Source organism: Pseudomonas sp. BNK-44-b (assembly GCF_047456245.1).
GTDB lineage: Bacteria > Pseudomonadota > Gammaproteobacteria > Pseudomonadales > Pseudomonadaceae > Aquipseudomonas > Aquipseudomonas machongensis.
On sequence record NZ_CP179908.1, the window covers coordinates 1,903,453 to 1,920,959 of the forward strand.

19 protein-coding genes are annotated in these 17,507 nt (G+C 65.2%); 5 read left to right on the forward strand and 14 right to left on the reverse strand.

Annotated features, from left to right (window positions below; translation table 11 throughout):
* Positions 1 to 5 precede the first annotated feature (5 nt).
* Positions 6 to 2,417, forward strand: coding sequence for a TonB-dependent siderophore receptor (locus ACMGGG_RS08770; protein ID WP_414155285.1), 2,412 nt, complete (start codon positions 6 to 8; stop codon positions 2,415 to 2,417).
* 54 nt (positions 2,418 to 2,471) lie between these two features.
* Here ACMGGG_RS08770 and nikE read toward each other — a convergent pair whose 3' ends face one another.
* Genes nikE through nikA form a run of 5 tightly spaced genes read right to left on the reverse strand, consistent with a single transcriptional unit; the run spans position 2,472 to position 7,357 of the window.
* On the reverse strand, positions 2,472 to 3,287 hold the full coding sequence (gene nikE, locus ACMGGG_RS08775) for a nickel import ATP-binding protein NikE (protein WP_414155286.1): 816 nt from the start codon (positions 3,285 to 3,287) through the stop codon (positions 2,472 to 2,474).
* Positions 3,284 to 4,054 (reverse strand): nickel import ATP-binding protein NikD, encoded by a 771-nt coding sequence (gene nikD / locus ACMGGG_RS08780; RefSeq protein ID WP_414155287.1) that lies wholly within the window; start codon positions 4,052 to 4,054, stop codon positions 3,284 to 3,286. Before nikD ends, nikE begins: the two co-directional genes overlap by 4 nt.
* The gene (gene nikC / locus ACMGGG_RS08785) at positions 4,055 to 4,900 is read right to left on the reverse strand and encodes a nickel ABC transporter permease subunit NikC (RefSeq protein WP_414155288.1); all 846 of its coding nucleotides are present in this window, start codon (positions 4,898 to 4,900) and stop codon (positions 4,055 to 4,057) included.
* Positions 4,897 to 5,838, reverse strand: a complete 942-nt coding sequence (nikB, locus tag ACMGGG_RS08790) for a nickel ABC transporter permease subunit NikB (protein WP_054893222.1) — start codon at positions 5,836 to 5,838, stop codon at positions 4,897 to 4,899. The genes nikC and nikB overlap by 4 nt, the downstream gene beginning before the upstream one ends.
* Position 5,839: 1 nt before the next feature.
* Entirely contained in the window at positions 5,840 to 7,357 is a 1,518-nt protein-coding gene (gene nikA / locus ACMGGG_RS08795; protein ID WP_414155289.1) for a nickel ABC transporter substrate-binding protein, read from the reverse strand.
* Between the two features lie 142 nt (positions 7,358 to 7,499).
* On the opposite strand from nikA, the gene nikR reads away from it, so the two are divergent.
* From nikR to ACMGGG_RS08810, 3 genes are all read left to right on the forward strand, one after another.
* Entirely contained in the window at positions 7,500 to 7,919 is a 420-nt protein-coding gene (gene nikR / locus ACMGGG_RS08800; RefSeq protein WP_063544420.1) for a nickel-responsive transcriptional regulator NikR, read from the forward strand.
* Between the two features lie 96 nt (positions 7,920 to 8,015).
* Complete coding sequence (locus tag ACMGGG_RS08805) at positions 8,016 to 8,567, forward strand: GNAT family N-acetyltransferase (protein ID WP_372821068.1); 552 nt, start codon at positions 8,016 to 8,018, stop codon at positions 8,565 to 8,567.
* A 64-nt stretch (positions 8,568 to 8,631) separates the two neighbouring features.
* Entirely contained in the window at positions 8,632 to 9,183 is a 552-nt protein-coding gene (locus ACMGGG_RS08810; protein ID WP_414155290.1) for an AAA family ATPase, read from the forward strand.
* Positions 9,184 to 9,282: 99 nt separating this feature from the next.
* On the opposite strand, the gene ACMGGG_RS08815 is transcribed toward ACMGGG_RS08810, so the two are convergent.
* Complete coding sequence (locus ACMGGG_RS08815; RefSeq protein ID WP_414155291.1) at positions 9,283 to 10,017, reverse strand: SDR family oxidoreductase; 735 nt, start codon at positions 10,015 to 10,017, stop codon at positions 9,283 to 9,285.
* A 335-nt stretch (positions 10,018 to 10,352) separates the two neighbouring features.
* Between ACMGGG_RS08815 and ACMGGG_RS08820 the strand changes: the two genes are divergently transcribed.
* Entirely contained in the window at positions 10,353 to 11,270 is a 918-nt protein-coding gene (locus tag ACMGGG_RS08820) for an AraC family transcriptional regulator (protein ID WP_372821066.1), read from the forward strand.
* Positions 11,271 to 11,370: 100 nt separating this feature from the next.
* On the opposite strand, the gene ACMGGG_RS08825 is transcribed toward ACMGGG_RS08820, so the two are convergent.
* From ACMGGG_RS08825 to ACMGGG_RS08860, 8 genes are read right to left on the reverse strand one after another with little or no spacing between them, the layout of a single operon-like run.
* Complete coding sequence (locus ACMGGG_RS08825) at positions 11,371 to 12,273, reverse strand: metal ABC transporter substrate-binding protein (protein WP_054893229.1); 903 nt, start codon at positions 12,271 to 12,273, stop codon at positions 11,371 to 11,373.
* Entirely contained in the window at positions 12,270 to 13,169 is a 900-nt protein-coding gene (locus tag ACMGGG_RS08830) for a metal ABC transporter permease (RefSeq protein WP_414155292.1), read from the reverse strand. The genes ACMGGG_RS08825 and ACMGGG_RS08830 overlap by 4 nt, the downstream gene beginning before the upstream one ends.
* The gene (locus ACMGGG_RS08835; protein ID WP_063544434.1) at positions 13,169 to 13,915 is read right to left on the reverse strand and encodes a metal ABC transporter ATP-binding protein; all 747 of its coding nucleotides are present in this window, start codon (positions 13,913 to 13,915) and stop codon (positions 13,169 to 13,171) included. Before ACMGGG_RS08835 ends, ACMGGG_RS08830 begins: the two co-directional genes overlap by 1 nt.
* Positions 13,912 to 14,814 carry a metal ABC transporter substrate-binding protein gene (locus ACMGGG_RS08840; RefSeq protein WP_414155293.1) on the reverse strand — a complete coding sequence of 301 codons (903 nt, stop codon included), beginning with the start codon at positions 14,812 to 14,814 and terminating at the stop codon, positions 13,912 to 13,914. Before ACMGGG_RS08840 ends, ACMGGG_RS08835 begins: the two co-directional genes overlap by 4 nt.
* A 16-nt stretch (positions 14,815 to 14,830) precedes the next feature.
* Complete coding sequence (locus ACMGGG_RS08845; RefSeq protein ID WP_063544435.1) at positions 14,831 to 15,400, reverse strand: DUF6162 family protein; 570 nt, start codon at positions 15,398 to 15,400, stop codon at positions 14,831 to 14,833.
* Positions 15,397 to 15,717 carry a hypothetical protein gene (locus ACMGGG_RS08850; protein ID WP_054893234.1) on the reverse strand — a complete coding sequence of 107 codons (321 nt, stop codon included), beginning with the start codon at positions 15,715 to 15,717 and terminating at the stop codon, positions 15,397 to 15,399. Before ACMGGG_RS08850 ends, ACMGGG_RS08845 begins: the two co-directional genes overlap by 4 nt.
* Positions 15,717 to 16,259 carry a thiamine pyrophosphate-binding protein gene (locus tag ACMGGG_RS08855; protein WP_414155294.1) on the reverse strand — a complete coding sequence of 181 codons (543 nt, stop codon included), beginning with the start codon at positions 16,257 to 16,259 and terminating at the stop codon, positions 15,717 to 15,719. Before ACMGGG_RS08855 ends, ACMGGG_RS08850 begins: the two co-directional genes overlap by 1 nt.
* A complete protein-coding gene (locus ACMGGG_RS08860; RefSeq protein ID WP_414155295.1) occupies positions 16,256 to 17,452 on the reverse strand; it encodes a PepSY-associated TM helix domain-containing protein in 1,197 nt (398 codons plus the stop codon). Before ACMGGG_RS08860 ends, ACMGGG_RS08855 begins: the two co-directional genes overlap by 4 nt.
* Positions 17,453 to 17,507 lie beyond the last annotated feature (55 nt).

The following is a 17,507-nucleotide window of genomic DNA, read 5'->3' on the forward strand; positions in this document are numbered from 1 at the left end:
ATCTCATGTCCGCACGCCGTTCCTCGCTAGCCAGCAGCATTCGCCAGGCGACCCTCGCGCTGAGCCTGTGCAGCGCCGCACTGGCGACTTCGACCGCCTGGGCTGCCCCACAGCACTACGATATTCCCGCTGGCAGCCTGGCCGCTGCGATCAGCCAGTTCGCCGCGGCCAGCGGCGTGACCATCAGCTTCAGCCACGAAGAGGCGGATGGCCTGCGGTCATCGGGGCTGCACGGAAGCTTTGAGCTGGAGCAGGGTTTCGCCCACTTGCTGCAAGGTACCGGATTACGGATCCAGCAGATGGGCGAGAAGCGCTACGTGCTGAGCAAGGCGCCAGCCGAAGGCACGGTGGAACTGGGGGCCACCAGCATCGATGCCACGGGGCTGGGCAGCACGACCGAGGGTACTGGCAGCTATGCGACGGGCTCGGCGAGCACCGCGACCGGCCTGCGCCTGTCGGCACGCGAGACGCCCCAGTCCATCAGTGTGGTCACCCGCCAGCGGATCGAAGACCAGAACCTGACGGACGTTGCCCAGGTGCTTGAACAGACCCCTGGTGTGGTCGTCGACAGCATGGGGCCGGCCGGTAGTGACGGCAACAACATTTATGTCCGTGGTTTCCAGGTGGGCAGCTACCAGGTCGACGGCGTCAATCGGCCTGACAGCTACGGTTTTCGTGACGACCTGGCCGATATGGTGAGCTACGACCGCGTCGAGGTGGTTCGCGGCGCCACGGGGCTGATGTCAGGTACCGGTGATCCGGGCGCTACCATCAACCTGATTCGCAAGAAACCGACGCTGCAGACCCAGCGCAAACTGACGCTCAAGGCCGGTTCCTGGGACAACTATCGCACCGAGCTGGACGTTTCCGGGAAGCTGTCCGAAAGCGGCCATGTCCGTGGGCGCTTCGTGGCGTCGACCACCGACAGCCAAAGCCATATCGACCGCCAATCGCTGGAGCGCCAGGTGGCCTACGGCGTGGTGGAGTGGGATGTCACCGACAGCACGATGCTGACCGTAGGCGCCGAATACCAGGAGATGGACAACGACGGCGCGGGCAACCATGGCTTCCCGATGTTCAATAGCGATGGCAGCCACTTCAAGCCTTCGCGCTCGTTCAACTCGGCGTCCGACTGGAGCTATCACAAGCGCCGCACGAAAACCCTGTTCACCACCCTGGAGCACCAGTTGGACAACGGCTGGCAGCTGAAACTGAACGCCGAGCACAGCCGCCGCAGCTATGACGACGCCTTCGCCACCGCCGCCAACGGCACCGTAAACCCCGACGGCAGCGGCATCAGTACCTGGACCGGCCGTTGGGCGGGGGACCCCCGGCAGACGTCGTTCGATCTCTCTGCCTCTGGCCCCTTCGAGTTGCTGTCGCGCGAGCACCAGGCGTATGTGGGCGCCAGTCATTACCGGGCGTATTACCGCAATGACGGTTATCCGCTCTGGTCTTTCCAGACCATCGACAACATCCATACCTGGGACGGCTCGCTGGCGGTTCCGGATGCCATCCACACCAAGTCGTCGCGCGATGCGCTGGACGAAACCCAGGATGGCCTGGTGGCTTCGGTGCGCTGGAGCCTGGCCGATGACCTGTCGCTGATTACCGGTGCGCGGGTGATCGACTGGAAACGTGACGAAGCCAACACCAACCTCTCGAGCGGGGCGACCCGCCGGACCTCGCGCAGCGAAACCGGCGTCGTCACGCCATACATCGGGCTGGTGTACGACCTGGCCGAGAACTGGTCGGCCTACGCCAGCTACACCACCATCTTCAAGCCGCAGAACAGCAAGGATGTGGGCGGCAACTACCTCGACCCGCTCGAAGGCGTGAACTACGAGCTGGGTATAAAGAGCGAGTTCTTCGACAAGCGCCTGACCACCGCGCTCAGCGTTTTCGAAGTGCACCAGGATAATCTCGCCGTGGCCGACGGCAGCAACCTTGCCCCGGATGGCAACCAGGCTTACCGCGCCGAGTCCGGTACCAAGACCCGTGGTTTCGAAATGGAAATGACGGGGGAGATCCTGCCTGACTGGCAAGTCTCCGCGAGCTACACCTACGCGGTGAGCAAGAACGCCGATGGCGATCGCCTGCTCACCGAAGTACCGCGCGATACCCTCAAGCTGTTCACCAGCTATCGCCTGCAGTCGCTGCCGCAGTTGAAGGTTGGCGGGGGCGTGCGCTGGCAGGGCATGGAGTACTACAAGGACGCCGGGCCCAACAACGAGACCTTCACCCAAGGCGCCTACAGCATCGTCGACGCGATGGCGCAATACGCCTTCACTCCGCAGACCAGCCTGTCCTTGAACCTCAATAACCTGTTCGACGAGAAGTACTACACCGCGATCGGCTCGCGGGGCTGGTATGGCACGCCGCGCAGCGCAACGGCCACGCTGGTGTATGCGTTCTGATATGACCCCTTGAGGCAACTGATGCTGATCCGCGTGATCATCTGGCGCACTGCCTCACGCAGTTGACCTGTTGACCTGAGCGCCACGCCTTGCCGGGCGCTCGGGCAGTACGGCGGCTTGCAACTGGCGCCCCACGGGGTGTTCGAACGACAGTTCACCCTCCACGGCCCGATCTTCGACGATGCGCCCTGCGTCAAGCACCACAACCCGCTGGCAGAAGTACCGCACCAGGCTCAGGTCATGGCTGATCAGCAGAAAGGCCGTGCCGTTGTCGCGACGCAGTGCGTCGAGCCGTTGCAGCAGTTGCAGTTGCAGCACGCGATCGAGGTTCGAAAGCGCCTCGTCGAGCACCACCAGCTTTGGCGAGATTGCCAGCGCCCGGGCGATGTTGGCGCGCTGTAGCTGGCCGCCGCTCAGTTGCTGTGGCAAGCGTTCGGCATGCTCGGCGTGCAGGCCCATCTGCTCCAGCAGCTCGATGGCCCGTAGGCGTTGGGCTGCCTCACTCAGATCGCTCAGGTGCCGCAGTGGCTCGGCAATGCTCCAGCCGATGCTGCGCTGTGGATTGAATGCCCCCGGCGCGTCCTGGAACACCAACTGCACGGTCCGCTGGAAGGCTCGTGCCGGTTCGCCGCGCAGTTGGCTGACCGCTTGCCCGGCGAAGGTAACCTGCCCCTGGCTCGGAGTTTCGAGCCCGAGCAGCAGGCGGGCGAGGGTGCTCTTGCCACTGCCGCTGCAGCCCAGCAAACCAATGGATTCGCCCGCTTGAAGTTGCAGGTCGATGCCATCGAGCACCTGCAGCCAGCCGCGTTTGCGCAGCAGGCTGCCGGTGCGGTAGCGATGGCTCAGTTGCTGGACATGCAGCAGGCTCATGCTTGGCTCCCGCAGAGGATTCGATGGGCTTTGAGCAAGGTGCGAGCAGTGTCGCTGACAGGGCGGTCGAACAGTGCATGCACGGCTTGGCGCTCGACGATGTGGCCGGCATCCATCACCGCTACCTGATCGGCGCAGCGCGCCACCACCCCCATGTCATGGGTCACCAGCAGCACCCCGAGGCCATGCCGTCCAACCAGCTCCATCAGCACGTCGAGAAAGCGTGCCTGGCTTACCGCGTCGAGATCGCTGGTGGGCTCGTCGGCCAGCAGGAACGGAGTTTCGGCCATCAGCGCCAAGGCGATCATCATGCGCTGCAGCATGCCGCCGCTGAGCTGGAAGGCGAACGCTTGCAGCACGCGGGCGTGATCCGTCAGGCCCACGGCCGCCAGGCAGTCGGCCATGCGCTCGCGTGCGGCGGCGCCGGTGATACCGTGCTGGCGAAGGGTTTCGAGCCCGTGGCTGGCCATGCTGCTTACCGGGTTGAAGGCACTGCGCGGGTTCTGCAGCACCAGGCCGGCCAGGCGGCCACGCACCTGGGCGGCGCTCACCGGTTGGCCGTCGAGCAGCAACTGGCCCTGGGTGCGCACAAGGCCCGCAGGCAACAGGTCGAGCATGCCCAGGCAACTCAGGGATTTGCCCGAACCACTGGCCCCGACCAGAGCGCAGATCTCGCCGCGGCGCAACTGCAGGTCGACGCCATGCACCAGCAAACCGGCGTGGGACGCTATGCGCAGGTCCTGGATTTCGAGGGTCGCTGGCATCATCTAGTGGTGCTCCCGGGTCGGGTCGAGGCGGTCGCGCAGCGCGTCGCCCAGCAGGTTGAAGGCCATCACCGAGAAGAAGATCATCAGCCCCGGCAACAGCAGCAGGTGGGGGTGGCTCCAGATGAACTCCTTGGCATCGTTGATCATCACGCCCCACTCGGCCGTAGGCGGTGCCACACCCAGGCCGAGAAACGACAGGCCCGAGACGTGCAGCATCATGTGGCCGATGTCCATGGTCGCCAGTACCAGCAGGGGGCCTGCGATGTTCGGCAGCACGTGCTGGCGCAGGCGGGTGCTGCGCGAGGCACCGGCCAGGCGCGAGGCCAGCACGTATTCACGACCACGCTGGGCAATCACCATGCCGCGCACCATGCGCGCATACCATGCCCAATGGGACAACGCGATGGCGATGATCACGTTGGTCAGGCCGGTACCGAGCAGCGTGACGAAGAAGAACGCCAGCACCAGGGTCGGAAAGGTCATGAACATGTCGCACAGGCGCATCAGCAGCAGGTCGGTGCGCCCGCCGACAAAGCCCGCGAGGCCTCCCACGGCGAGCCCGAGCGCCAGTACCAGGGCCAGGGTCAGCATGACGCTGCCCAGCGACAGGCGGGTACCGACGATCAAGCGCGACAGCAGGTCGCGGCCCAGGTGATCGGTGCCCAGCCAGTGGCGGGCATCGGGTGGCATGAGGCGCTGGCCGAGGTCGACCAGATCGGGGTCGTGCGGAGTCAGCCATTGGCCGAACAGGGCCAGTACCGCCAGCAGGCCAACCAGCACCAGGCCCAGGACCAGCCCCGCATGGCCGGGCACAGCCGGCCGACGAATTGCCCAGAGCGTACTCATGCGCGTGCGCCCTCCAGCCGGCTGCGTGGGTCGAGCCAGGCGTAGCACACGTCCACGACCAGGTTGCAGAGCATCAACAGGCCGGTCAGCAGCAGGGTGAAGCACTGCATCACCGGAAAATCGCGGTTGAGCACCGCCGAGACGGCAAAGCGCCCCACGCCGGGCCAGGCGAAGATGGTCTCGATCACCAGTGCACCGCCGATCAGTTCGCCCACGTGCATGCCGGTGGCGGTGACGAACGGCAGCCAGGCGTTGCGCAGCACGTGGTCGCGCCACACCCGGCGTTCGGGCAGGCCGCGGGCGCGGGCGTAGGTGACATGGCGCTGGCCGCTGGCTTCGAGCAGGCTGGCGCGCAGCAGGCGAGCATTGATCGACATCGACATCAGGGCAATGGCCAGTACTGGCATCACCAGGTGCCCGGCGCCCCCTCGACCGAGCGGCGGCAGCCAGCCCAGCGACAGCGAGAACAGTGCAATCAACAGGAACGCCAGCCAGAAATTGGGCATCGACACGCCCAGGAAGGTCACCGCCCGGACTGCATGGTCGGGCCAGCGACCCTGCCAGCGCGCGGCCATGAGCCCCAGCGGGATCGACAGCAACAACGTGCAGGCCAGCGCCAGTCCGCCCAGTTGAAGGGTCGCCGGCAGGTAGTACAACAGGTCGTCCAGTACCGGTCGGCCGGTCAGGTAGGAAACACCGAAATCCAGATGCAACGCCTTCCACAGCCAGTTCAGGTACTGCTCATACAAGGGCCGATCCAGGCCCAGGGCATGGCGCACCTCGGCGATGGCTGCATCTGTGGGAGGGATGTGCGACAGGCGCAAGTAATCCAGGGCCGGGTCCGTGCTGCCCAGGTGCAGCAACACGAACACCAGCAGCGACACACCGAGCATCACCGGGGCCAGCAATACCAGGCGCAGCAGAATGTAGCGCAGCATGTCAGTGGGCCTGCTTGGGGGTCATGGCCTCGAAGGGCACATCGAACAAGGTGCTGCCGAATTCGACGTGATCGACCGAATCGCGGTGCACGCTGATGGCGGTGAGGTGGGAGATGGGCAAGTACACCGCCTGCTCGTGCAGGGTGGTCAGGATGAAGCGGTACTGCTCGGCGCGTTGTTGCTCGTCGGTGCTGGCCAGCACCTGGCCGATGCGCCGGTCCAGTTCATCCTTCATCGCCAACCCGCGCTGGGCCATGTAGTCGGCGTGGCCGGCATAACGCATGGAGCTGACGAACGAATGCGGATCATACGGGGCGCCCCAGGTGTCGGCGAAGATCATGTCAAAGTCACCCTCGCGCTGGCGCCGCACCAGGGCGCCTTCTTCAACGGCCCGCAACTCGACATGGATACCGACCTTGGCCAACTCGCCCTGCAGGACTTCAGCCAGGCTTTTCTGCAAGGCACTGGTGCCGAGGAACACCAGCTCGATCGACAGCGGCTCACCGCCCTTGCTGCGCACGCTGGCACCGGGGGCCAGTGTCCAGCCTGCGGACTCCAGCGCCTGCCTGGCCTGTGCAGGGTCGTATGGATAAGGTTTCAGGCCGATGTCCGAGTACGGCATGTTGCTGGCGAACAGGGTGTCAGCCCGCGGTTCCAGGCCGTAGAGGATCTTGTCGATGATCGCCTGCTTGTCCACCGCCTCGTTGATCGCCTGGCGCACCGCCAGGTCGCGCGTGGCGCCACGGCCGGTGTTCATGGCCAGCGTGCGGGTAGCCAACGGCGCCGACAGGGCAGTGGCGTAGCCTTGGTCGCGCAGGCGCACGAAGGTGGCGGCGCTGATCTCGCCGGCGGCACCCTGGATCAGCTCGATTTCACCGGCCTGCAAGGCCAAGGCGCGGCTGTTGGGGTCGGGAATGACCTTCACCATGACTTCGCCGTAGGCCGGTTGCGGCCCCCAGTAGAAAGGGTTGCGCACGAAGCGGTCGAACTCGCCCAGGCGCGACTCGACCCGCATCCAGGGCCCGGTCCCGACTGGCTGGCCGGGCTTGGCTGCAGGGGCGCCGAAGCGCATCGGGCGGACCTGGGCCAGCTCCATCAGCGTCGGGTAGTAAGGGTGCTTGAGCACCAGGCGCAAGGTCAGGTGATCGGGGGCCTCGACATGGTCGAGGGTGCTGACCAGCTCCATCCAGCGGTGGCGTTGGCTGTTGGCCAGGACCGCATCCAGGTTGGCCTTGGCGACCGCGGCATCGAACGGCGTACCGTCGCTGAAACGCACGCCGTCGCGCAAGCTGAAGGTGTAGGTCTTGCCGTCCTCGGACACTTTCCAGCCCGTCGCCAGCCACGGCTCGACGGTGCCGGCGTGGGTGTAGCGCACCAGCGGTTCGTAGACCATGGCCTGGGCGTACATCTGATTCGGCGCATATCCGCGCGGGTCAATGGGGCCGGCGTTGACCGGCCAGGAGTACACCAGTGTCTGACCCGGCGCCGTGGGGGCGGCGGCCTGCGCGAAGGCGCTCATCGCGAGAAGAACAATGCCCCACAGGGCAGGCTTTCGTTTGCCAAGCTGCTGCTTCACACTGCGTCCCCCACTTCGATGGAGGCCGTAGGCTAAAGAGCGGTGGGTATGATGTCTATAAAAAATCATCTTACTGGAAGTGAAAATGCAACGGATCACCATCACTCTGGATGAAGAGCTGCTCGGTCTGATCGATCGACGGGTTGAAACGCAGGGCTATCAAGGGCGTTCGGAGGCCATCCGCGACCTGCTGCGCAACGGCCTGCGCGAAGCCGAAGCCTTGCCGGAAGATGACCCCTGCGTGGCGGTGGTCAGCTACCTGTATGACCACACCACGCGTGAGCTTCCCAAGCGCCTCAACCAGACGCTGCACGCGCACCACGACCTGACCCGCTCGACGCTGCACGTGCACCTGGATGCAGGACATTGCCTGGAGGTTTCGGTGCTTCAGGGCCCCAGTGGGCGTATCGGCGAGTTGTCGCGTCAATTGATGGTCGAGCGCGGGGTGGAGCATGGACAGGTGCAAGTGATACCGGCGCCACTGCCCCCTGCAACGACGCGATGAATGCGTCGAGCTGACTCATCCCATCTGCGCTCGACACCGGCGGTTCAATCCCGGACCATCAAGGCCCCGGCATAACGGTACTCAGGAACGAACGCCATGGATTGCCTCGCGACGCTGTATACAGAACGCCTTGTGCTCACCCCCCTTCAACTGGAAGACGCGCCAGCGATCCAGCAGTTGTTTCCCCAGTGGGAGGTGGTCCGTTATCTCGATCGCCGTGTGCCCTGGCCCTATCCGCAAGACGGCGCGTTGGTCTACGTGCGTGACATGGCGTTACCGGCCATGGCGGCGGGCCGTGAATGGCACTGGATGATCCGCCTGCGCGGCGCAGAGCAACCCATCATCGGCAGCATCAGCCTGTACGACCAACCCGGGAACAACCGGGGTTTCTGGCTTGCGCCGCAGTGGTGGGGGCAGGGCTACATGCGCGAAGCCTGCCGGGTGGTCAACGCCTATTGGTTCGAGACATTGTCTCGCCCCGTCATGCAGGTGCCCAAGGCCGTTGCCAATCACGCCTCTCGAAAAGTGTCGGAGCATGAAGGTATGCGCCTGGTGGACAGGCGCGACGGGCATTTCGTCTCCGGGCCGTTTGAGGTCGAGATATGGGAGATGACACGCAATGATTGGCTTGCCCGCTCCTTGGGTTGACGCTGCCGGACATTTCCGAAGAATCGCGCGCCCCATTCAACAGGCATGGCGAAAAGGAGCTTCGATGCAACGGATCATGATTGTCGGCCAACCCGGCTCCGGGAAGAGTACCTTGGCGCGCAAACTAGGCGAATGCACGGGGCTGCCGGTCGTGCACATCGACACCATTCACTGGCAGCCAGGCTGGGTCGAGCGAAGCCGAGACGAGAAGACACGGTTGTGCCATGAGGTCGAGGCGCGTGATCGCTGGATATTCGAAGGTGGCCATTCAACCACCTGGAGCAATCGACTGGCTCGTGCGGATCTTCTGATCTGGATCGATCGTTCGGCGTCGCTGCGATTCTGGCGGGTGCTGAGCAGAGCGCTGCGTTATCACGGGCAGTCCCGGCCGGACCTGCCGCACGACTGCCCGGAGCGGCTGGCCAACTTGCCGGCGTTCTTCACGTTCATGTGGCAGACCAGACGCTCGGCGCGAATGAAGATGGAGCAACTTGCGGCGAGCGCACCCGTGGGCTGCCGGGTGGTGTGCTTGCGCTCCAACCGGGATACCAAGGCTTTTCTCGCAAGCATGGAGCCGCGAAGGGGGCGGGTTGAGCGGTGTAGTCAGCAGCGCTGAGCAGATCGGCTCGATAGCCTGTAACAGTCGGCGGCGGACGCCTCATGAACAGCTTTCTGCATCCACCCCATCGACCCACACCCCTTCGCTCAGGCGTCCTCAATAAGGACTGGCAGTCGGTCGCACCACGAGCTCACTGACATCGACATCATCCGGCTGCTCGATGGCATAGACCAGCGCCCGTGCAATCGCATCGGCCTCCAGCGCCACGCGCCGGAACGTCCTCATGGCCTCGCGGGCAGTGTCGTCGGTGATTGTGTCGGCCAGCTCCGATTCCACCACCCCAGGGCACACCACCGTCACCCTGATCTTGTCGGTTTCCTGGCGAAGGCCATCAGAGATCGCCCGGACGGCGTACTTGGTCGCGCAATACACGGCGGCGGTGGGGGAGACCGAGAGCCCGCCGATCGACGAGATGTTGATGACCTGACCATGCCCCTGCGCTTCCATGCCCGGGAGCACCGCGGCGATGCCGTGCAGTACGCCGCGCACGTTGACGTCGAGCATCCGGTTCCATTCCTCGACCTTCAGCGAACTCAGTGGCGACAGCGGCATTACCCCGGCATTGTTGATGATCACATCGACCTTGCCATGCTGCGCCTTGGCAAACTCGACGAAGGCGTGCATGGAATCGAGGTCGGTCACGTCCAGTGCGCGGGCGCTTGCCGAGCCGCCTTCGGCGCGGATTTCGCTCACCAGCTGTTGCAGGCGATCCATACGGCGGGCGCCGAGTACCACCTGAGCGCCCTTGGCAGCGATCAGCCTGGCGGCGGCTTCACCGATGCCGCTGCTGGCGCCGGTGATCAGCACGACTTTGTCGTTGATGTTGGACATGTGCGTATCTCCTGTACATGAAGGTTCAGGCGTCTGCAGGGAGAGCAGACGTTCCTGCTGGGTACGGAGAAAAGACTAAGGTTGAGAGGCGGTACGATGCGTGCCGAAACCTGCGCGACCTTTGCCTATTCGTGTCGGTGATCCGCACAGCCCCGCTGCTGCGCGCCGGAACGGAAGGATCAGGCAACTCGACGGCAGTTTCGACCTAACGCAGGTGTTTTTCGCGGGGGACAATGGGTGCCTGGCCCTGACGACGCCGCCAGGTAGCCCTCATGGTCTGCCGTCACACCAAGACCGTGATACAACGCCGAATTCCAACATGCGAGAGCCCTTGAATGGCGCATAACGATGCTTTTCTCCTGCAAACCACTGCCTTGTACCGTGGTGAACTCGTCCGCTTGCTGACCGAGCGCTTTACCGCTCCGGGCGTTTACGAAACCGCCATCGCGCCGCTGCACGTGATTCGAATGGATGCGCCGTCAGACATCATCCATACCGTGCACAAACCGGCGCTGTGCCTGATCGTGCAGGGGCAGAAAGAGGTGGGCCTGGGCGAGGACCGTTATCTGTACGACCCCCTCAACTACCTGGTGGTATCGGTGACGCTACCGGTGTCTGGTCGGGTGCTGACGGCCAGCGCGCAGGCGCCTTACCTGTGCATTCGCCTGGACTTCGAGCCGACCGAGCTTGCCCAGGTGATCGCCGATGCGCCGCCCGCGGGCGTACCGGATGAGCCCGAGCGCGGGTTATTTCTCGAGCAGATCGATGTGTCGCTGCTGGAAACCATGTTGCGCCTGGTGCGGTTGCTGGAGTCGCCACGGGATATCGGCATGCTCGCGCCATTGGCGCTGCGCGAACTGCACTACCGCCTGCTGCGAGGCGTGCATGGGCGTCGGCTGTACGAGCTGGCCATGGGCGACTCGCAGACCCGGCGCGTGAGCAAGGCCATCGATTGGTTGAACAACCACTACACCCAGCCGCTGCGCATCGAAGAGCTGGCGCGGATCGCGAACCTGGGGAGCTCGACCTTGCACCACCGTTTCAAGGCCGTCACCGCCATGAGCCCGTTGCAGTACCAGAAGCAATTGCGCCTGCAGGAGGCTCGGCGGCTGATGTTGGGGGAGGGGCTGGATGTGTCGAGCGCGTGTTACCGGGTCGGCTATGAAAGCCCGTCGCAGTTCAGCCGCGAGTACAGCCGCCAGTTTGGGTGTGCGCCGTCTCGGGACATAAACCTGGCCCGGCGGCCATCATGAAGATGCCACTGCGGGCCGAGCAGCGGGTGCCAGTGCTCGGCCTTGGCTTGTACGAAGCGATCGCCGGTCCATGCTCTGATCTGTCAAAGCAGGCGTTGCGTCACCCTTTGACCAATACGGCCACCACCGCGTCGACAGAGTTCCTGAGCCCCGCCACCGTATCCTCCGGATCGCTGTCGACCACCACCCACCTGGCGCCTGCCGCCTCGATCACCTTGAGCACCTCTGGTTCAGGCTGACGATGGTGCAACACCAACGCCACATCCTGCGTCTTGAGCGTCTCTCCCAGCGCCTTCAGCGCCGCTTCGTCCCACTTGCCATCTGCCGGCAGTGCCTGCGACACCACATCCAGGTTCAACCCGCTGGCCAGATACCCCAACCGCTCCGACAGGCTCACCACGCTGAGGTTATCCGCCTCGGCCAGGCGCGTCTGGCTGCTGGACGTCAGCTCGAGCATCTGTCGCTTGAGCCCGGCCAGGTTGGCCTGGATCTTGTCCTTGTCGGCGGGGGACAGGCGCTCCAGGTCGTTGGCCACCACATCCGCCATGCGTCCGAGGTTGATCGGGTTCAACCAGGGATAGCTGGCGAACGCATTGTCGCCATCCACCGCGATACCAGGCAGGGCGCCATCGACCGGGCGTGCGGCATCGATCTCGACGATGCGGATGTTGCTGCGCCGCGCCATGGGATAGAGCGGGTCGTCATGCCAGATCGAGCGCACGCCGATCACCGCCGTGGCCTGCCGTGCATCCTTCTGCAGGCTCGCGCCACCACGTCCCTCGAAGTACGACGGCTGGCGGCTGGCTGGAAGGTTGGCCGGTGCCGCGCGCTTGAGCTGCACCGAGGTGCCGTCGAGCAACGCGACAGCGAGGCTGTGGGTCACCGGCAGGGTGGTCAGCACTTGCGTGGCTGCGGCGCTGCTGGCGGGCTGTGCGGCCAGCGTCAGGGTGGGCGCGCCGGCCAGGACCAGGGCCAGGGTGAGGCGTTTGAGCGTGAGGTTCATGCCGGGTTTCCTTGCAGGCGGGGGACGAGGGCGCGGGCGAGTGCCGCGAGGGCGAAGCACACACCGGCCACCAGGATGATTGCAGCGCCGGAGGGCACGGGCAGGTCGAAGACGATCGGCAGCAGGATGCCGAGCAAGGTGCTGAGGGTGGCGATCAGCACCGAGGCCAAGAAGAAACCCTTGAGCGACTGGCTGACCAGGCGCGCGGCGGCGGCGGGGATCACCAGCAGCGCGCCGACCAGGATGGCGCCGATCACCTTCACCGAGGCCACGGTCACCAGGGTCACCAGCACCACGAACAGATAGTCGAGGGTCTTCACCGCCACGCCGCGTACGGCCGCCAGCTGTGGGTTGAAGCTGGCGAGGATGATGCGGTTGTACAGCGGCAGGGCCAGGGCCAGCACCAGTACGGCGACGATACCGAGTACCAGCAGGTCGTGGGGGCTGACGGTGAGCACCGAGCCGAACAGCACGTTCTCGAGGATGTGCACGTTGATCTTGCCGGCCAGCATCAGCAGCAGGCTGGCACCCAGGGCCAGCGAGACGGAGAGGAACACGCCGATCAGGGTATCTGGTGAAAGGCCCGTGCGGTTGCGCAGGAAGTTCAGCAGGATGCCGAATAGCAGGCAGTAGCCGAACAGGCTGCCGTAGGGCCCGGTATAGGGCTCGCCGAGCAGGATGCCGATGGCCACGCCCGTGAGGGCGGCGTGGCCGACGGCCTCGGAGAAGAAGGCAAAGCGCTTGACCACGACCAGGGTGCCGAGCCCGCCCAGCACCGGGCCGATCATCAGGCCGGCGATCAGGGCGTTGATGACGAACCCATAGGCCAGGGCCTCGGGCAGGTAGCCAGCGGTGGCCCATTGCTGGACCAGTTGGCGGAAGGCTTCATAACTCATCAGGCAAGGCTCTCGCTGCGCGGGTGGACGGAGAACAGCCCGAGCAGGCGCTCCGGGGTCAGGGCCTGTGCGGGCGGGGCGTCGAACAGCAGCTTGCGGCTCAGCCCGGTGACGCGGTCGGCCAGACGCAGTACCGCTTCAAGGTCGTGCTCGATCCACAGCACCGTGGTGCCGGCCTGGCGCCAGCCGTGCAGCAGTTGCTCGAACACCTGGATACCGGCTTCATCCAGCGCCGACATGGGTTCGTCCAGCACCAGCAGCTGCGGCTCCGGGATCAGCCCCTGGGCCAGCAGCACACGCTGGCGCTCGCCGCCGGACAGCGCGCCCATGCGCCGCTTGCGCTTGTCGAGCATGCCGACCTTGGCCAGGGCGGCGTCGATGTCGGGTCGCACGCGGCGCGACAGCCCGAGGAACGCCGGGCGCTGCTGGCACATGGCGGCCATGAAGTCGTCGACGGTCATCGGCAGGCCACGGTCGAACTCCAGCGCCTGGGGCACATAGCCGATCACCTCGCGTTGGCTGGGCCAGTGCAGGGTCAACTGGCCCTGGTGCGGCATCTGCCCGAGCAGGGTCTTGATCAGCGAGCTCTTGCCGCCACCGTTGGGGCCGACGATGGCATGCACGCTGCCGGCGGCAACGCTGAAGCTCACCTGCTCGAGGATGCGCGTGCGCCCAAGGGTGAGGTCGATGCCGGCGAAGTCGATGCGCGGGCCTTGGGCGCTGACCAGGTTGGCCGCGGCGGTCATGCGCGGTTCTCCTGGATGGCCTTGACCACGGTCTCGAGGTTGCGCTTCATCTCCACCTCGTACTTGTCGGCGGTGTATTCGCCGTAGGAGATGTGGGTCAGCGGATAGATCTTCACCCCGGATTCGCGCTCGATGGTTTCGACGTAGGCGGAGGGAAAGTCCATTTCCGAGAAGATCACCTTCACATCCAGAGCCTTGAGCTGGTCGATGGTCTTCTTCAACTGCGCCGGGCTCGGCTCGATGCCATGAGCCGGCTCGACCACTGCTGTGACCTCCAGGCCGAAGTCGCGCACCAGGTAGTCGTAGGCGGCGTGGATGGTCGCCACGCGAAACTCCGCGCCCGGTGCCTCGGTGACTTTGGCCAGGGCTTCGGCGCGCAGCAGGCGCAGGCGCTTGGCATAGGCGCGGGCGTTCTGGGTGTAGAACTTGGCGTTGTCCGGGTCGAGCTTGCCCAGCTCGCGGGCAATGTTGTTGACCTGGGCGATGCTGGCGCTGATCGACAGGAAGGTGTGCGGGTTGACCACCTTGCCAGCGCCGCGCGCGGCGATGCCGGTGGCGGCCAGCAGCGGGACGTTCTGGTTGGACTCGATGGTCTTGATGTCGGGTTTTTCGCTGGCGGCGATCATGCGATCGGCGAAGTCGTCGTGGCCGATACCGTTGAGCACGATCACGTCCAGGGTGCCGATGCGCTTGATGTCTTCGGCGCGCGGCTCATAGGCATGCGGGTTGAAGCCTGCGGGAATCAGCGGCACCACTTCGGCCTTGTCGCCGACGATATTGCTCACATAGCTGTAGTAGGGGTGCAGGGTGATGCCGATGCGCAGCGGTTTGCCGCTGTCGGCCAGGGCCAGTGCCGGGAGCAGGCAGGCCAGGAGAAAGGCGAGGGCGGAGCGGAGCATGGCGCGGTCCTTGGGTTCAGTGACGGTGTTCGCGGGTGACCCCGGCGTCGTAGTGGCTGACGATTTCCTGCCAGCCGGCGGCGATCAGCGCGGCCTGGCCGAGATCGTCGGGGGCCCGGGTGCTGCGGTCGCGGCGCAGCCACACCTGGGCCGGTGCGGTGTCGGCCTGCGGCAGGATCAGCAGGAAGCTGCCGGCAACGTCGGCGTCCTGGCTCGAGCCCAGGTAGGCGCCACTGGCCAGCCACTGCCACTGATGGCGGCCCCGGCTGGCACTGCTGGTGTCGTCGACGAAGGGCGGCAGCGCATCATCGGCCAGTGCCTGCACAGCGGGCGCCTGGCCGTTTTCCTGGCGCAGCGCGAGGATTTCCTCGGTGGCCACGTGCAGGTCGGTGTAGACGCCCTGTTCGGCGGCGTTGAGGTCACGGCGAGCGTCGATCTGGTGGCTGGCGATGGTCTGTTCGTCGACCCGTTCACCGCGCAGGCCGACCACGGTCGCGGCGAGGGCGGCGATCAGCAGCGCAGCCAGCAGTACATAGAGGGTTTCATGCCCGGCGCCGGCCGGGCGGATGACCTGGGCGCGGCTCATGGCGCGCCTATATCGGCATGGTCGACTTCCACCACGTGGCCGGGGCCGGCGTCGAACAGCACGTAGAACTCGCCGTCGGGGCGCTTGAAGGTGAGGGTCGAGTCGTCGCCGAGCTTGCCGCCGACCAGCACTTGCTCGTCGTAGCCGATCACATCCAGCGTCACGCCCGGCGCGCCGCTACCGTCGGAGAAGCCGCCGGTGCACGTGATCTGATCGCCCGCCACCGATACGCAGTCGCACATCGGGTTGTGCGCCAATGCCGGCAGGGCGGTGAAGGTCAGCAGGGGCAGGGCAAGCCTGCGCAACAGGTGTTTCATCATTTGCCTCCTTGTTTCTCGAGCCAGGCGACGGTGGCCGGCGATGCCTTGGCCAGCGGTACGGATGCCTGGTGCATGCTGCCGTCCCAGCCTTCGATGGTGATCCAGATCTCGGCGTCTGGGCGGGTGCGCGGTGGGATCGGCAGCGAGGTGCTCATGCGGTAGGGCGAGCCGAAGAAGATCGAGCCTGCGGCGCGCAGGTTGCGCGGCTTGCCGATGCGCAGGTAGATGGCCTTCGCGCCCTCGGTGCATGTCTGGCAGAGCGCGGCGTTGAACACCTTGAAGTGCCCGGCCGGGCCGTCGGCGCGTGGCGCTTCGTCACGCAACTCGGCCAGGTCCAGGCGCCAGCGGTCGACCTGGATATCCTTGACTACGTTGGCACCCAGGCCGCTGTCGCCGCGGAACAGGCTGGCATCGGCGAAGTACTTGGGCATGAAGCCCAGCGGGATGAGGATCAGCAGGATGTTGAAGTGGAAGCGCCATTTCAGCCACCACTGCTTCAGGCCGCTGGGCGGCACGGTTTGAGTCTGGGTCTGGCTCATGGCTGGGCCTCCACGGGGGTGTCTTCATGCCTGCGCACGCGCGCCGGGCGCTCGCTGCGCTTGAGCGCCGCAGCGGTCGCCTGGGCAGTGCGCTTGGTCCAGATCAGCAGGCCACTGAGCACCATCAGGGTGAGTACCAGGCCGAAGAAGAACCAGATCAGCTTGATCGGCAGGCCACCGAAGTCACCGGTGTGCAGCGGGCGCATGGATTCGGTGACGAACTCCAGGGTCGAGCGGTCGCCGAGCAGGAACTGGCTGTCGACGTTGCGGGTGTACGGGTTGACCTCGGCGGTCTGGAACATCAACGGGTACCAGCCACGCCCGCCCATGCTGATATGACTGTAGGCGGTGGCCGGCAGGGTGATGAAGCTGATATCCAGGCCGGGGATGGCCTCCTGGGCGATGCGGGCGGCCTCGTCCAGGTCGATACGCGGCACCGGATTGCCGTCGGGGCTCTGTGGCACCTGTTCGCGAGCGATGACCGGCACGATCGGCTCGGTGGAAATTGTGACGTGGTTGTCGCCGAGAATGGCCTGGATCAGGAACCAGGTGCCGGTGATCGAAATCATCGCGATGAACCAGATCGACCACACCCCGGCCAGGCGGTGCAGGTCACCCCAGAAGATCCGCGAGCCGTGTTGTGTGCGTACCGGCTTGAAGAACCCGCGCCAGAATTTCTTGTACACCACGAGCCCTGTGACCAGCGAAGCGAGCATCGGCAGGCCAAGCAACGACACCAGGTACCAGCCCCAGCTATAGCCGTTGGTGAACGGCACCAGCCACCAGCCGTGCAGCGCGCGGGTGAAGGCCTGGAAGTTGAAGTCGGGGGTCTTGCCCTGAATGGCGCCGGTGTAGGGGTTGACGTAGAGCGTCGGCGACGTGCCGTCGGGGTAGGTGACTGCCGCTTCGAGGGCGAAGTGCGAGCCATCCGGCTGGCTGATGAAGCGCACCGCCATGTCCGGTTCGGCCTTGTTCAACGCGCTCAAGACCTGCTGGAAGCTCAGCCGCTCGGCGTTGTCGTCCGGTTGGCTGGCACGCACGTCGGGGTTCGCCAGCCAGACGATCTCCTGGCTGACCACCGCAAGCATCCCGGTGAAGCAGACGATCAGGACAAAGAACCAGATCGGCAGGGCAAGCCAACTGTGCACCAGAAACCACAGTTTGGACTTGGATTTTTTAATTTGTCGGGCCATCAGTCGTTCTTCTGAGGAAAATTGCGGTCGAGTTTCGTCTCAACCTTGAAGGCTG